The sequence below is a fragment of the Klebsiella sp. A52 genome (genome assembly GCF_018388785.1).
Classification (GTDB): Bacteria; Pseudomonadota; Gammaproteobacteria; order Enterobacterales; family Enterobacteriaceae; genus Klebsiella; species Klebsiella aerogenes.
This window is the reverse complement of the sequence record NZ_CP074437.1, coordinates 2,959,783-2,975,237: the sequence shown is the minus strand read 5'-3', so window position 1 is coordinate 2,975,237 and position 15,455 is coordinate 2,959,783. Positions and strand designations below refer to the sequence as shown.

Annotated in this window: 13 protein-coding genes; 6 read left to right on the top strand and 7 right to left on the bottom strand. The window is 57.2% G+C overall.

The features are described from left to right. Positions 1-47: 47 nt before the first annotated feature. Together KGA69_RS14085 and yieE are read right to left on the bottom strand one after the other, a co-directional pair. Positions 48-1,517 carry an amino acid permease gene (locus KGA69_RS14085; protein ID WP_045376788.1) on the bottom strand — a complete coding sequence of 490 codons (1,470 nt, stop codon included), beginning with the start codon at positions 1,515-1,517 and terminating at the stop codon, positions 48-50. 177 nt (positions 1,518-1,694) lie between these two features. Beyond that, complete coding sequence (gene yieE, locus KGA69_RS14080) at positions 1,695-2,561, bottom strand: DNA-binding transcriptional regulator YeiE (RefSeq protein WP_015365699.1); 867 nt, start codon at positions 2,559-2,561, stop codon at positions 1,695-1,697. Between the two features lie 179 nt (positions 2,562-2,740). On the opposite strand from yieE, the gene KGA69_RS14075 reads away from it, so the two are divergent. Together KGA69_RS14075 and nfo are read left to right on the top strand one after the other, a co-directional pair. Then, positions 2,741-3,790, top strand: coding sequence for a YeiH family protein (locus tag KGA69_RS14075; protein WP_045391310.1), 1,050 nt, complete (start codon positions 2,741-2,743; stop codon positions 3,788-3,790). Between the two features lie 96 nt (positions 3,791-3,886). Next, a complete protein-coding gene (nfo, locus tag KGA69_RS14070) occupies positions 3,887-4,741 on the top strand; it encodes a deoxyribonuclease IV (RefSeq protein WP_045391313.1) in 855 nt (284 codons plus the stop codon). 53 nt (positions 4,742-4,794) lie between these two features. Here the strand turns inward: nfo and fruA are convergent, their stop codons facing one another. Genes fruA through fruB form a run of 3 tightly spaced genes read right to left on the bottom strand, consistent with a single transcriptional unit; the run spans position 4,795 to position 8,575 of the window. Beyond that, complete coding sequence (fruA, locus tag KGA69_RS14065; protein WP_045391316.1) at positions 4,795-6,489, bottom strand: PTS fructose transporter subunit IIBC; 1,695 nt, start codon at positions 6,487-6,489, stop codon at positions 4,795-4,797. A gap of 16 nt (positions 6,490-6,505) precedes the next feature. Next, positions 6,506-7,444 carry a 1-phosphofructokinase gene (gene fruK / locus KGA69_RS14060; RefSeq protein WP_015365695.1) on the bottom strand — a complete coding sequence of 313 codons (939 nt, stop codon included), beginning with the start codon at positions 7,442-7,444 and terminating at the stop codon, positions 6,506-6,508. Then, positions 7,445-8,575 carry a fused PTS fructose transporter subunit IIA/HPr protein gene (fruB, locus tag KGA69_RS14055; protein WP_045391323.1) on the bottom strand — a complete coding sequence of 377 codons (1,131 nt, stop codon included), beginning with the start codon at positions 8,573-8,575 and terminating at the stop codon, positions 7,445-7,447. Positions 8,576-8,905: 330 nt separating this feature from the next. Between fruB and setB the strand changes: the two genes are divergently transcribed. Next, positions 8,906-10,087 carry a sugar efflux transporter SetB gene (setB, locus tag KGA69_RS14050; RefSeq protein WP_015706120.1) on the top strand — a complete coding sequence of 394 codons (1,182 nt, stop codon included), beginning with the start codon at positions 8,906-8,908 and terminating at the stop codon, positions 10,085-10,087. On the opposite strand, the gene KGA69_RS14045 is transcribed toward setB, so the two are convergent. After that, positions 10,084-10,338, bottom strand: a complete 255-nt coding sequence (locus KGA69_RS14045; RefSeq protein ID WP_045364290.1) for a YkgJ family cysteine cluster protein — start codon at positions 10,336-10,338, stop codon at positions 10,084-10,086. The two genes, setB and KGA69_RS14045, sit on opposite strands and share 4 nt — an antisense overlap. Before the next feature lie 205 nt (positions 10,339-10,543). Here KGA69_RS14045 and yeiP point away from each other — a divergent pair, with 205 nt between their 5' ends. Further along, positions 10,544-11,116 carry an elongation factor P-like protein YeiP gene (gene yeiP, locus KGA69_RS14040; RefSeq protein ID WP_015365690.1) on the top strand — a complete coding sequence of 191 codons (573 nt, stop codon included), beginning with the start codon at positions 10,544-10,546 and terminating at the stop codon, positions 11,114-11,116. Positions 11,117-11,466: 350 nt separating this feature from the next. On the opposite strand, the gene uxuA is transcribed toward yeiP, so the two are convergent. Beyond that, positions 11,467-12,657, bottom strand: coding sequence for a mannonate dehydratase (gene uxuA / locus KGA69_RS14035; RefSeq protein ID WP_045391332.1), 1,191 nt, complete (start codon positions 12,655-12,657; stop codon positions 11,467-11,469). Positions 12,658-12,863: 206 nt separating this feature from the next. On the opposite strand from uxuA, the gene KGA69_RS14030 reads away from it, so the two are divergent. Together KGA69_RS14030 and KGA69_RS14025 are read left to right on the top strand one after the other, a co-directional pair. Beyond that, positions 12,864-14,330, top strand: a complete 1,467-nt coding sequence (locus tag KGA69_RS14030; RefSeq protein ID WP_049061471.1) for a mannitol dehydrogenase family protein — start codon at positions 12,864-12,866, stop codon at positions 14,328-14,330. Positions 14,331-14,451: 121 nt separating this feature from the next. Beyond that, on the top strand, positions 14,452-15,429 hold the full coding sequence (locus tag KGA69_RS14025; RefSeq protein WP_047066138.1) for a CobW family GTP-binding protein: 978 nt from the start codon (positions 14,452-14,454) through the stop codon (positions 15,427-15,429). Positions 15,430-15,455 lie beyond the last annotated feature (26 nt).

Genomic DNA, 15,455 nt, shown 5'->3' with positions numbered 1-15,455 from the left:
AAGCCCTCTTTAAAAGAGGGCTTTATCGAAAGCGGCAGTGTATGAAGTTAGCCTTTAAAGCGTTCCGGGAACTTCATCTCGCTGTAGCGCACGAAGCGGGTACCTTTCACCAGCTTGTAACCAAACCAGATAACCAGGAACAGCGGAATGCCGATGTAGGTCGCCGCCACGCCGCCCCAATCAATGGTGTCCTTGAGGAAGGCTTCATAGTTCTGGCCAAGGGTGATGATAAGGCACAGTACGAAGGCGAAGATCGGCCCCAGCGGGAAGAAGCCGGAACGGTACGGCAGGTTATTAATATCGTTACCCTGCAACACGTAACCACGACGGAAACGGTAGTGGCTGATCGCAATCCCCAACCAGGCGATAAAGCCGGTCATCCCGGAGGTGTTCAGCAGCCACAGGTAGACCGTCTGGTTGCCGAACATCGAGGTCAGGAAGCACAGCGCCGCAATCACGGTCGTCGCATACAGCGCATTGCGCGGTACGCCGCCTCTCGACAGCTTCGAGAAAATGCGCGGCGCTTTGCCGTCGCACGCCAGGGTATACAACATACGCGTAGAGGCGTACATCCCGGAGTTACCCGCCGACAGCACCGCCGTCAGGATAACCGCGTTCATGATAGCCGCCGCAGAGAGCAGACCGGCGTGCTCGAACACCAGGGTGAACGGGCTAACGGAAATATCTTTAACGTCGTTACGCAGCAGGCTCGGATCGGTATACGGGATGATCAGGCTGATAATCAAAATCGCGAAGACATAGAACAGCAGGATACGCCAGAACACCTGACGCACCGCGCGCGGAATGTTCTTCTCCGGATTTTCCGATTCGCCCGCGGCAATACCGATGAGCTCGGTGCCCTGGAAGGAGAAACCGACAATCATCGCCACGCCGATCATCGCCGCAAAGCCGCCGGCAAACGGCGCGTCATCAATGCCCCAGTTGCTCCAGCCCGCCGGCGTCGTGCCTTCGAAAATGCCAAAAATCATCATGATGCCGACGATGATAAAGATAATCACGGTGGCAACTTTAATCAGCGAGAACCAGTACTCCGCTTCGCCGAAGCCGCGTACCGAGATCCAGTTCAACAGGAACATGATACCAAGGAACAGCGCGCTCCAGATCCAGCCGGGGGTATCCGGGAACCAGTAGCTCATCACCAGCTGCGAGGCAACGAGGTCAACGGCGATAGTCACCGCCCAGTTGTACCAGTAGTTCCAGCCCAGCGCGAAACCAAAGCCTTCTTCTACGTAGTTCTGACCGTAGGTCGCAAAGGAGCCTGAAACCGGCATAAACGCCGCCAGCTCGCCGAGACTGGTCATCAGGAAATACACCATCAGACCGATCAGAATGTAGGAAAGCAGCGCGCCACCGGGGCCTGCCTGTGAAATTGTTGCGCCAGAGGCAACGAAAAGACCTGTACCGATGGAACCGCCAATAGCGATCATGGTCAAGTGGCGCGCTTTTAGCTCGCGGCGGAGCGTGGGCGCTTCTGTGGTTTTAGTTTCCGAAACCATGTGAAAATGCTATCCATCCAAAAAATGAGGCGCGATTGTAGCAGACGATCGTCCGTCCATCCGGTACAAATGCAAAGTTATAAGAGAGCTTCATGATCTGACACAAATTATTAGTAAAGCAGTAATCCTGCATTGGCGCATAAAAAAACAGACAAAAAATCGTGGCTTACGCCAGCGCTATACCTCGCAGTAGCGGATAAAACGCTGCAGCGCCTTGGAAACGTGTTTTTGCCGATGGCGAATACGCCACAACGTGCGCGTCAGGCGCGGTAACGGCAGCTTGAGCTCCACCAGCGTTCCAGCCTCCAGCTGCTCGGCAATCACCCGCCGTGACAGGCAGCTGATGCCTAACCCATGACGGACCGCATGTTTAATCGCCTCCGAGTTGCCAAGCTCCATGCCCAGTTGAAATGCGGGCAGATGCGACAACAGCACGTAGTCGACGATTTCCCGCGTGCCGGAGCCATGCTCGCGCAGGATCCACTGCGCTTCCGCCAGCCGTTGCAGCGTCAATTCGCCCTCTAAGAACGGCGAGTCAGGGGCGGCGAACACCACCAGTTCATCTTCAATCCACGGCTCGGCGATAATATCCGCCGCGTGGCACGGCCCTTCTATCAGACCAATATCGACGCGCAGATCGCTGACCGCATTAATCACGTCCTGGCTGTTGCCGACGCTCAGCTCCAGCGGTAGTTCGGGGAAATCGCGGCGGTAGCGGGCGATGATTTCCGGCAGAATATAGTTGCCGATGGTGCTACTGGCATAAACGCGGATAGCGCCATTATCGCCGCGAAACAGCTGTTCTATCTCTCCGGCGCGCTCCAGCAGGGCCAGCGCGCGCGGATAGAGCAAGCGGCCGTGCTCGTTGACCACCAGCCGTTTGCCAACGCGGTCAAAAAGCTGAACGCCGAGTTGCCCCTCCAGGTCGGTCAGCGCCGCGCTCACCGCCGACTGCGACAGCGCCAGCATCTGTGACGCCTGAGTCGTCGACCCGCTTTTCAAAACCTCAGCAAAAACTTCCAGTTGCCGTAGCGTGATATGCATAACTCACCTGTGTATTAGCCCAAGCTGGATAACCGTCAACGCTATGTTGACATAAATCAGCAGGGCTGTGGCCTGAAGGATGAAGGGTATATCACTTATTCCGATAGATTATAAATATATAATCAATTTTATTTTTAAACCAGCCAGTCGTATTCTTTGCCCAGACAAAGGAGAAGGTTATGACAGCACTCACTTTACCCACTAAACATCGCACCCTGTGGCATTTCGTCCCAGGCCTGGCGCTGACCGCCGCGTTGACCGGCGCCGCCCTGTGGGCAGGCAGTTTTCCTGCTATCGCCGGCGCGGGCTTCAGCGCGCTGACGCTGGCTATCTTGTTCGGCATGGTGGTCGGTAACACCGTTTATCCAAAGATTTGGCAGTCCTGCGATGGCGGGGTGATTTTCGCCAAGCAGCATCTGCTGCGCCTGGGGATCATTCTGTACGGTTTTCGTTTGACGTTCGCCCAGATTGCTGACGTCGGCGTCAGCGGGATCCTGATTGACGTACTGACGCTTTCCAGCACCTTCTTTATCGCCTGTTTCCTCGGGCAGAAGGTCTTCGGTCTCGATAAACACACCAGCTGGCTTATCGGCGCCGGTAGCAGCATCTGCGGCGCCGCGGCGGTTCTGGCCACCGAACCGGTCGTCAAAGCTGAAGCCAGTAAAGTGACGGTCGCCGTGGCGACAGTGGTTATCTTTGGTACCATCGCCATCTTCCTCTACCCGGCGATGTATCCGCTGCTGGCGCACTGGTTCACTCCGGAAACCTATGGCATCTATATGGGCTCCACCATGCATGAAGTCGCGCAGGTGGTTGCCGCCGGTCACGCGGTTAGCCCGGACGCCGAAAATGCCGCGGTTATCGCCAAAATGCTGCGCGTGATGATGCTGGCTCCGTTCCTGCTGTTCATCGCCGCTCGTGTGAAACAGCTGGCGCCAGCCGGTAACGGCGAAAAGAGCAAAATCACCATTCCGTGGTTTGCCATCCTGTTTATTCTGGTGGCGGTGTTTAACTCCTTCCACCTGCTGCCGAAAGCCGTCGTCGATATGCTGGTCACGCTTGATACCGTACTGCTGGCAATGGCAATGGCCGCGCTGGGCTTAACTACCCACGTCAGCGCGCTGAAAAAAGCCGGCGCTAAGCCGCTGCTGATGGCGCTGGTGCTGTTCGTCTGGCTGATTGTTGGCGGCGGCGCGATTAACTTCGCTATCCACCACCTGATTGGCTAAGCAGTAAGTTTCTCGTCGATATTCATTCATTGCTGTAACTCTCCGGTTAAGCCGCTATCATTACCCTCCCCCCAGCGGCTTAACTGGAGTTTTTTTATGAAATACATTGGAGCGCACGTAAGCGCCTCCGGCGGGCTGGCCAATGCCGCCATCCGCGCCGCCGAAATCGAAGCGACCGCCTTCGCCCTGTTCACCAAAAATCAGCGTCAATGGCGCGCCGCGCCGCTCACCGATGACGCGATTGCCGAATTCAAAGCCGCCTGCGAAAAATATCACTTCGGCCCGGGGCAGATCCTGCCGCACGACAGCTACCTGATTAACCTCGGTCATCCGGTCGAAGAAGCGCTGGAGAAATCCCGCGAGGCGTTTATCGATGAATTAACCCGCTGCCAGCAGTTGGGATTAACGCTGCTCAACTTCCATCCGGGCAGCCACCTGCAGCAGATCCCGGAAGATGCATGCCTGGCGCGTATCGCTGAATCCATCAACATCGCGCTGGCGAAAACCGAAGGCGTGACCGCGGTTATCGAAAATACCGCCGGTCAGGGCAGCAATCTTGGTTTTAAATTTGAACATCTGGCCGCCATCATTGACGGCGTTGAAGACAAATCCCGCGTTGGCGTCTGCATTGATACCTGCCACGCTTTCGCCGCCGGTTATGACCTACGCAGCGCGGAGGAGTGTGAAAAGACCTTTGCCGAATTCGAACGGATCGTCGGCTTCCAGTATCTGCGCGGCATGCACCTCAATGATGCCAAAAGCACTTTTGGCAGCCGCGTCGACCGTCACCATAGCCTCGGTGAAGGCAATATCGGCCATGATGCTTTTCGTTGGATCATGCAGGATAACCGTTTCGATGGTATCCCGCTGATTCTGGAAACCATTAACCCGGATATCTGGGCGGAAGAAATTGCCTGGCTGCGGGCGCAGCAGACCGCCGAAGTGGCCTGAATTCAGGAACAAAAAAAGGGCCGATGAATCGGCCCTTTTCTATTGCGCTGATATTACGCCGCTTTTTCAACTTCCGCTGCCGGCGCTTCCGGGCGCTTCAGCACCGCGTAAGAGAGACCCGCGACCAGCGTACCGGCAATAATCGCCAGCAGATAACCCAGCACCGGAGTGATGGCGCCAGGGATCAGCAGGACGAACAGACCGCCGTGCGGCGCCATCAGTTTCGCGCCTACCGCCATCGAGATAGCGCCGGTCACCGCGCCGCCAACGATACAGCAAGGCAGTACGCGCATCGGGTCACGTGCGGCGAATGGAATCGCCCCTTCGGTGATAAAGCACAGCCCCAGAACCAGCGCCGCTTTACCGCCTTCACGCTGCGATTTATCGAACTTGTTACGAGCAATCAGCGTTGCCAGGCCAAGCGCCAGCGGTGGCACCATACCGGCCGCCATAATCGCCGCCATCGGCGCATAGGTTTGGGTACTCAACAGACCCACACCGAAAGCATAAGCCGCTTTGTTCACCGGCCCGCCCATATCGGTACACATCATACCGCCGAGGATCGCGCCCAGCAGCACCGCGTTCGCCGTCCCCATGGTTTGCAGCCAGTGGGTCAGCCAGGCCAGGATACCCGCCACCGGTTTGCCAATCAGGTAGATCATTGCCAGGCCGACAATCAGGCTGGAAATCAGCGGAATGATCAGAATCGGCTTCAACGCTTCCATACTCTGCGGCAGCTTCAGCTTGGTGCTGATTAACTTCGCCACATAACCGGCAAGGAAACCGGCGATAATACCGCCGATAAAGCCGGAGCCGCCGCTGACGGCCAGCATACCGCCGATAAGACCAGGCGTCAGACCCGGACGGTCAGCGATGGAGAAAGCGATAAAGCCCGCCAGTACCGGCACCATCAGCGCAAAGGCTGAACCGCCGCCGATTTGCATCAACGCCGCCGCCATGGTGTCTTTCACTTCAAACGCTTTAATACCGAACGCGAACGACAGCGCGATACACAGCCCGCCCGCGACCACCATCGGCAGCATGTAGGATACGCCGGTCAGCAGGTGACGATAGGCGCCAGCCGACTCTTTTTTACCTTCACCGGACGCCTGCGGTTTGCCGGATGGCTGGTACGGCTTCGCTTCCGCAACGGCTTTATCCAGCTCCTGCGCGGTTTTCTTCAGCGCCAGGCCGGTGGTGGTGCGATACATCGGTTTACCGGCGAACTTCGCCAGATCGACTTCAATGTCGGCGGCGACGATGACCAGATCCGCCTGCTCCACCTCTTCCGGAGTAATGGCATTACCCGCCCCCACGGAGCCACGGGTTTCCACTTTCACCCACCAGCCGCGTTTTTTGGCTTCGGTTTCGATGGCTTCCGCCGCCATAAAGGTATGAGCAACGCCGGTCGGACAAGCGGTAACGGCGACAATACGTTTCTGCCCCTGAGCGGCGGCCGGAACGGCTACCGCCGCTGGCGCAACGTACGGCTTAGCGTGGTCTTTCGCTTCGCCGAGGAACAATTCCGGATGAGCGACTGCACGGTTAATATCGCCCAGATAGACGTTTTTACCGTTCAGCGCGCTGTCAGCCGGCAGCGCGGTTCCCAGCACGATGGCCAGTTCGGCATCGTTCGGGTTATCAATCAGCTCAAGGTGCGCTTTCTGCGCCGCGGCGCTGAGCAGGGTCTTCGCCATGTAGGCGCGAGCCTGTCCAAGCCCGGCATCAATAATCAGCAGCGTTTTCATTATGCCTCTCCTGCTGTCAATTAAAGGGTTGTAAGTCGACGCGCGCCATCATTGCGGCCAACTGGGTACGATCGGTAATGCCAACGTTGCTCTGGCTGACGGCCAGGGCGGCGACGGCAGTCGCCAGGCGCAGGGTATGCTCGCTGGATTCACGCATCAGCAGGCCGTAAATCAGGCCGCCGACCATCGAATCACCAGCGCCTACGGTGCTGACGACCTCGACTGAAGGCGGTTTAGCAATCCATTCGCCGGAGGCGTTGACCCACAGCGCGCCCTCTTCGCCCAGCGAAATCACCACGTGGGCGATACCTTGCTCGCGTAGCGCATGAGCGGCGTCGATGACATCTTTCATCTCCGGCAGCTTGCGGCCAGCCCAGATTTCCAGCTCGCGGCGGTTTGGTTTTACCAGCCACGGCGCGGCTTTCAGTCCGGCGACCAGCGCTTCGCGGCTGCTATCGAAAATAATGCACGGACACTGGCTGCGCAGGCGCGTCATCCAGTCGGTGAAGGCCTCCGGACTTACGCCGGACGGCAGGCTGCCGCTGACGCAAACCATATCGAACTGCCCCAGCCAGCTCAGAGAATCATTAACGAAACGCTCCCAGTCCGCCGGGGTTACTTCAAAACCGGAGAAGTTGAAATCGGTCACTTCGCCGTCTTTTTCCGTCAGCTTGACGTTAATACGGGTACGCCCCTGCACCACCTGGAAGCGGTTGGCGATGCCCAGCTCGCTGAACAGCTGCTGGAAGCCATCCTGGTTATCTTTTCCGAGGAAGCCGCCGACGGTGACGTCGATGCCGAGATCTTTCAGCACTTTCGCCACGTTAATACCTTTACCTGCCGCATGCAGGCCGGTGGTGCGCACGAGGTTCACTTCGCCACGTTCGATTTCCGGGGTGAAGCCCACCAGGTCGTATGCCGGATTTAAAGTAATCGTTGCTACACGTCTGCTCATTTATGCGCCCTCCCCAAGGCCTGCGGCGATCGCTTCGCCAATCGCATCCAGCGCTTGTTGCGCATCTTCACCCTGCGCGGTAAAACGCAGACGGTGACCTTTTTTCACACCCAGCGCCACGACCTTCATCAGGCTGCGGCCATTGGCCGGCTTGCCGGAACCGTCGAGGTTGGTGACGGTAATGTCGCTGGAGAATTGTTTAATCGTATTGACCAACATCGTGCCCGGACGCGCGTGCAGCCCGTGCTCGTTGCGTACTACAAATTCAGCATTCAGCACGTCTTCAGCAATGGCGTCGTCGCTGGTCAGCAGCGCCAGCAGCGTGGCGGCGTCGGCTTTCAGCAGATGCTCCGCTTTTTTATCAATGAGCAGATTGCTCAGGCGATTAAGCACCGCGGTCGGCTGCTCATCGGCCATCGCGACGGTGATCAGCAGCGCCACCGGCTGCCCGTCAGCGGTAAACACGTTGGCGGCGCGACTCACGGCGATAGCGCTACGCAAGTTGCCTTCCGCACAGTCGTTCAACCAGATCCCCTGACCCAGGTTGAGCGGCGCATCGTTAATGGTGCGGCTGACGAAATCGGCGTTTACCGCGCCCGCCTCTTTCAGCCGCGCGGCGTTCAGCGCCTGCAGCGTCAGCAGATCGTTGGCGACCACGTCCAGGCTCAAGGTTTCGTTGTCGAGCTTCAGCGCTTCGCTTTGCTTTTCGCCCATAAGCACAGCGCGCAGTTCTTCTGCCGTAGTGGCGGTTCTCAGCTGTTCAACCACCGAGTCGTCGCTCAGAACGTGCGTCAACTGACGCAGCAGACCAAGGTGCTCGTCGGAGCTGGCGGCAATGCCGATCGCCACATAAGCGGTTTGTCCTTCTCCCCAGGTCACGCCCTGCGGGAACTGATACACCTGTACACCCGTTTTCAGAACCTGGTCGCGGGTATCGGTGGTGCCGTGCGGGATGGCGATGCCATTGCCGAGGAAAGTGGAGGTCTGCTGCTCGCGGGCAAGCATACCGTTAACGTAGCCGTCAGCCACATTACCCGCGCTAACCAGCGCGCCAGCAATCTGACGTATTGCCTCTTCTTTATTCGCGGCCTGCTGGCCGGGATGAATATCCTGAACAGATAACTGGAACATAGTTCTCCTCTCCGCTGAATTGAATCGTTTCAGCTAACATGAGAAAAAATACGCCACCCGATGACTGGATAATACTCTGATGACGCTGAAACGTTTCAATGAGTCTGTACCTTTCTTGCGCACTGCGCAAGTAAACTCCGAAGGCTGATAACAGAATTTAGAGATACCGCACATTTTTGCTGAAGCTAATGGTGAAATGCGCCATTGGCTTCAGCATTTTGCTGAATGACATAATTTGAAACGCCTTTTTAATTTTTCGTGCCATACCACTATTCATTTTATGGGTGTCGGCGTAAACTTCGCCTCTCCTGAAACCAATGATATTCCAGCATGCAAAACAGTAGCGCCGCCCTTCCCCGCCGCGGGTTCGACTTAACCTCCTCCGCTTTTCTTATCGTCGCCTTTCTGACGGGGATCGCCGGGGCTTTACAAACCCCGACCCTGAGCCTGTTTTTGACCAATGAGGTGCACGTGCGCCCGGCAATGGTCGGCTTCTTTTTTACCGGCAGCGCGGTCATCGGTATTCTGGTAAGCCAGTTTCTAGCCGGGCGTTCCGATCGTAAAGGCGATCGCAAGCAGCTGATTGTCGCCTGCTGCCTGCTGGGGGTGCTGGCCTGCGTGCTGTTCGCCTGGAACCGCAACTACTTTATTCTGCTGTTCGTCGGCGTCTTTCTCAGTAGTTTTGGCTCTACCGCCAACCCGCAAATGTTCGCCCTCGCTCGCGAACACGCGGACAAAACCGGGCGCGAGGCGGTGATGTTCAGCTCCATTCTGCGCGCGCAGGTCTCGCTGGCGTGGGTGATCGGCCCGCCGCTGGCCTACGCGCTGGCGATGGGTTTTGGTTTTACCGTGATGTATCTCAGCGCCGCCGTGGCGTTTATCGTCTGCGCGCTGATGGTCTGGTTCTTCCTGCCCAGCATGCGTAAAGAGAGCAAAACCGCCGGTGGTCATCTTGAAGCGCCGCGTACCAATCGCCGCGATGCGCTGCTGCTGTTCAGCATCTGTACGTTAATGTGGGGCACCAACAGCCTCTATATCATTAATATGCCGCTGTTTATCATTAATGAACTGCATCTGCCGGAGAAACTGGCCGGGCTGATGATGGGGACCGCCGCCGGGCTGGAAATCCCCACCATGCTGATTGCCGGTTATTACGCGAAACGTTTTGGAAAGCGCTTGCTGATGCGCATTGCCGCGCTTGCCGGACTGCTGTTTTATGTCGGTATGCTGACTGTCCATACCCCGGCCCTGTTGCTGGCGATGCAGGCGCTGAACGCGATTTACATCGGGATCCTGGCCGGTATCGGTATGCTCTATTTTCAGGATCTGATGCCGGGCCAGGCGGGCGCGGCGACCACGCTGTATACCAATACCACGCGCGTCGGCTGGATCATCGCCGGCTCGCTGGCGGGCGTTGTCGCGGAAATCTGGAGCTATCACGCGGTGTTCTGGATTGCGCTGGCGATGGGAATTATCGCTCAGGGCTGCCTGTGGCGGATTAAAGACGTTTAAGGCGCGGTCAGCGCTTCGAGATGAATAAGATAAGCCATCGCCTGCTGACGCGTGCTGCCGCACATTTCCGCGGCCGGCTGTAAACCTGCACAGACTTTAGGGCGCAGCGGCGAGGCAAAAATCCTGCAGCGCAGATGTTCATCCAGCTGCACGCATGGGGTGTTGGCCGGCTTGCCGTCAGGCATTCCGGGAATGGGGCTTGAGATGGACGGCGCGGTGCAACAGGCTCCGCAGTCCGGGCGACATTCCATACCTGACTCCTTAATGAGTGGGAGGCGGACAGTAGCAAAATATCGGCTATCAGGAAAGCTGAAGCTGGCGAAACGGCTTTTTCAGCAGCGCCGATCGAAGATTTGCCAGGAGATAGCAAAAGTCGCGAATTCCGCTTGCCTGAAAGGCCCGGCGCGAGTAGTTTTACGCGATATTTTTGACCCTTTAAGTGACAGGATTACTGCAATGCCAAGAGCGAATGAAATTAAAAAAGGTATGGTGCTGAATTACAACGGCAAACTGCTGATTGTTAAAAATATTGATATTCAGTCGCCAAGCGCCCGTGGCGCAGCAACGCTGTATAAAATGCGTTTTTCCGACGTGCGTACCGGCCTGAAAGTAGAAGAGCGTTTTAAGGGCGACGATATTGTTGATACCGTCACCCTGACCCGTCGTTTCGTTGACTTCTCCTACGTCGATGGCAACGAATATGTATTCATGGATAAAGAAGACTATACCCCGTATACCTTCACCAAAGAGCAGATCGAAGAAGAGCTGCAGTTTATCCCGGAAGGCGGCATGCCGGATATGCAGGTTCTGACCTGGGATGGCCAGCTGTTGGCGCTGGAGCTGCCGCAGACCGTTGACCTGGAAATCGTAGAAACCGCACCGGGTATCAAAGGCGCTTCCGCCAGCTCGCGCACCAAACCGGCCACCATGAGCACCGGGCTGGTCATTCAGGTTCCGGAATACCTGACCAGCGGTGAGAAAATCCGCATTCATATCGAAGAGTGCCGCTATATGGGCCGCGCGGACTAACCCCCCTCCTCTGACGGTTGCCCGGCCCCGCGTCGCGCAGGCCGGGTCTGTTCCCGGATGGCGGCGCTGCGCGCCTTATCCGGGCTACACAACCCGCGACGTTCGGTAGTTCGGTAGCCCGGCTAAGCGTAGCGCAGGCCGGGGAATGTCCCGGATGGCGGCGTTGCGCGCCTTATCCGGGCTACACAACCCGCGACGTTCGGTAGTTCGGTAGACCGGCTAAGCGTAGCGCAGGCCGGGGAATGTCCCGGATAGCGGCGCTGCGCTCCTTATCCAGGCTACTCGCTGCCGATATCAGGCACAAAAAAGGACAGCCGTTGGCTGTCCTTTTGCTTTCCCTCACGCCATGATTACAGCAGCTCAGGGTATTTGGTCATCTTCAGCGCCAGCTCAACGCCGCGCACTTCCGCCATGCCTTTCAGACGGCCAATAGCCGAATAACCGGGGTTGGTTTTCTTACGCAGATCGTCAAGCATCTGATGGCCGTGATCCGGACGGAACGGGATCGGGCGCAGATCGCCGGCTTTCTTACGACGCAGCTCTTCGCTCAGGATCGCATTGACCACCGCCACCATATTGACGTCGCCGTTCAGGTGCGCCGCCTCGTGGAAGGTTTTAGGATTTTCTTCACGGCAGGTAGAACGCAAATGGGTAAAGTGGATACGATCGCCGAAGGTTTCCACCATCTTCACCAGATCGTTATCGGCGCGCACGCCGTAGGATCCGGTACACATGGTAAAGCCGTTATAAATGCTGTCTACCGTCTCTTTCAACCACTGCATATCGTCGATCGTCGACACGATACGCGGCAGGCCGAGGATCGGACGCGGCGGATCGTCCGGGTGAACCGCCAGGCGCACGCCGACTTCTTCGCACACCGGCACAATCGCCCGCAGGAAGTAGGCCATGTTCTCACGCAGCTGCGCTTTATCGATGTGGTCATACTCCGCCAGCCGCGCGCGGAACTGATCGAGGGTATAGCCCTCTTCCGCTCCCGGCAGACCGGCAATGATATTGCGGGTCAGCTTGTCGATATCCGCCGCGCTCATCGCTTTGAAGTAAACTTCAGCCTGCTGCTGCTCTTCAGCGCTGTAGTCAGCTTCGGCGCCCGGGCGTTTAAGGATGTGCAGTTCAAAAGCGGCGAAAGCAATCTGGTCAAAACGCAGCGCTTTGGAGCCATCGGCCAGCTGATATTCCAGATCGGTACGCGTCCAGTCCAGAATCGGCATGAAGTTATAGCACACGGTATCAATACCGCAGGCCGCCAGATTGCGGATGCTCTGCTGGTAGTTGGCAATCCACTTATCATATTGTCCGCTGTGGGTTTTGATATCCTCATGCACCGGGATACTTTCGACCACCGACCAGCTCAGGCCTTTTTCCGCCAGCAGCGCTAAACGCTGTTGAATCTCGTCTACCGGCCAGACCTGGCCATTCGGAATATGATGCAACGCCGTCACGACACCCGTGGCGCCCGCCTGGCGCACATCATCAAGCGATACCGGATCGTTCGGTCCATACCAACGCCAGGTTTGCTCCATCGCAATGCCCTCTTTAAGTTGTTATACCAATAATGTGAAACATCATGACGACTACCATACATGCTTCTGCTTAATGGTCAATTTCGCCCGTAGCATTGATTGATCCAGCTCACACTAAGCGGATAAATTCGGCTTACCAATTTAAATTGCTGTCATATAACTTTACACTGCGTGATGTTAATCATTGGTTAATCAGGTGTATAAAAATGACTACTATCGCTACCGCCGCGCTGCCAGCAGGCGTGCAACTTCCGCAGTACGATCGCCGCCAATTGCGCTCGCGTATCGTGCACCTTGGTTTTGGCGCGTTTCACCGCGCGCATCAGGCGCTGCTAACCGACCGGGTGCTTAACGCCGGCGGTGGCGACTGGGGAATTTGTGAAATCAGCCTGTTCAGCGGCGATAAGCTGATGAGCCAACTGCGTGCGCAGGACCACCTGTTTACGGTGCTGGAAAAAGGCGCTGAGGGTAACCAGTCGATCGTGGTTGGCGCAGTGCATGAATGCCTGAACGCCAGACTGGATTCGCTGGCGGCGATTATCGAGAAATTCTGCGAACCGCAGGTGGCTATCGTTTCGCTGACGATCACTGAGAAAGGTTACTGCATCGATCCGGCGACCGGTAAACTGGATCCAACCCAGCCGCGTATCGTTCACGATCTGGAAAACCCGACGCTGCCGCAGTCGGCTCCCGGTATTTTAGTTGAAGCGCTCAATCGTCGCCGCGAACGCGGACTCGCTCCCTTCACCGTACTCTCCTGCGACAATATTCCCGACAATGGTCACGTCGTGAAAAACGCCATTCTCGGCATGGCTGAGAAACGTAGTCAGGAGCTGGCCGACTGGATTGCTGAACATGTCAGCTTCCCCGGCACTATGGTTGACCGCATCGTACCGGCCGCCACCGAAGAATCGCTGGCGGAGATTGCCTCCGTGCTGGGCGTTGAAGATCCCTGCGCCATCAGCTGCGAACCGTTTATTCAATGGGTGGTGGAAGATAATTTTGTCGCCGGGCGCCCGGCCTGGGAAACGGCGGGCGTACAGATGACCCGCGACGTCCTGCCGTGGGAACAAATGAAACTGCGGATGCTCAACGGTAGCCACTCTTTCCTCGCCTGGCTGGGCTATCTGGCAGGGCACGCGCATGTGAGTGACTGTATGCAGGATGATGTTTTCCGCCATGCCGCCCGCCGCCTGATGCTTGATGAACAAGCGCCAACGCTATCGATTACCGGCGTGGATTTAGTTGCCTATGCTGACAGCCTGATAACGCGCTTCGCCAATCCGGCGTTAAAGCATCGTACCTGGCAAATCGCCATGGACGGCAGCCAAAAGCTGCCGCAGCGCATGCTCGATAGTATTCGCGTTCATCTGGCAAACGGCAGCCGCTGGCCGCTGCTGGCGCTGGGCGTGGCTGGCTGGATGCGTTATGTAAGCGGCGTCGACGACGCCGGGCAAGCCATTGATGTGCGCGACCCGCTGGTCGACAAAATAAAACAGTTGGTTGGCGCCAGCCAGCAAGAAGAGCGCGTCAGCGCCCTGCTCAGCCTGGAAGAGATATTTGGCAAGGATCTGCCGGGCAATCCGCAGTTTGTTGCCGACGTCACAGCAGCCTGGCATCAGTTGGTTAAATCAGGCGCCCGCGAAGCCGTGGCTAAGGCACTACGCAGTTAACAATTTCTGCTGTTTAGCGGACAGAATGCATTTCTGTCCGCAGTATCCCTTCTCTTTTTCCCCTTTTTTCGTCAGGATAGTCGCAACTGTTACAACATTACATTTCTGTGCTGGAGAAATTGTGACCAAAACTAACCTGATCACGGGCTTTCTCGGCAGCGGCAAGACGACCTCAATTCTTCATCTACTGGCTAATAAACCTGCGGATGAAAAATGGGCCGTGCTGGTCAACGAGTTTGGCGAAGTCGGCATCGACGGCGCCCTGCTGGCGGAAAGCGGCGCGTTGCTAAAAGAGATCCCCGGCGGCTGCATGTGCTGCGTCAACGGTCTGCCGATGCAGGTTGGGCTCAATACGCTGTTGCGCCAGGGAAAACCTGACCGTCTGTTGATTGAGCCTACCGGGCTGGGCCATCCGAAGCAAATTCTCGATATCCTCACCGCCGCCGTCTATGAACCGTGGATCGATCTGCGCGCGACGCTGTGCATTCTCGATCCGCGTCAGCTGTTGGAGGAAAAGATCGTGGCCAATGATAATTTCCGCGATCAGCTGGCCGCAGCCGATGTCATCGTCGCCAATAAAAGCGATCGGGCGACGCCGGAAAGCGATGCCGCTTTTGCCAACTGGTGGCGACAGTACGCCGGGGAGCGCCTGCAGGTAAACGCCACCCAGGGGAATATCGAGCTCGCGCTGCTGGATCTCCCGCGCCGTAACACCGCCCCGCTGCCGGCAAGCCCGGACCACGTGCATAGTCACGGGCAAAAGCAGGGTCTGGCGGCGTTGAATCTACCGGCGCATCAACGCTGGCGTCGCAGTGTTAACAGCGGCCAGGGATACCATGCCTGCGGCTGGATTTTTGATGCTGATACCCAATTTGACACCGTTGGGTTGCTGGAATGGGCGCGCCTGGCGCCGGTTGGCCGGGTGAAAGGCGTGATGCGTATTGCTGAAGGATTGGTGCGGATCAACCGTCAGGGGCTCGATCTGCACATCGAAACCCAAAACGCGCCGCCGCCGGATAGCCGCATCGAACTGATTTCCGAGTCAGAAGTTGACTGGAATGCCCTGCAGTCCTCGCTGTTGAAGCTTCGTTTAAGTTAATGCGGCTATGTTTGGCCGCTGTTTAA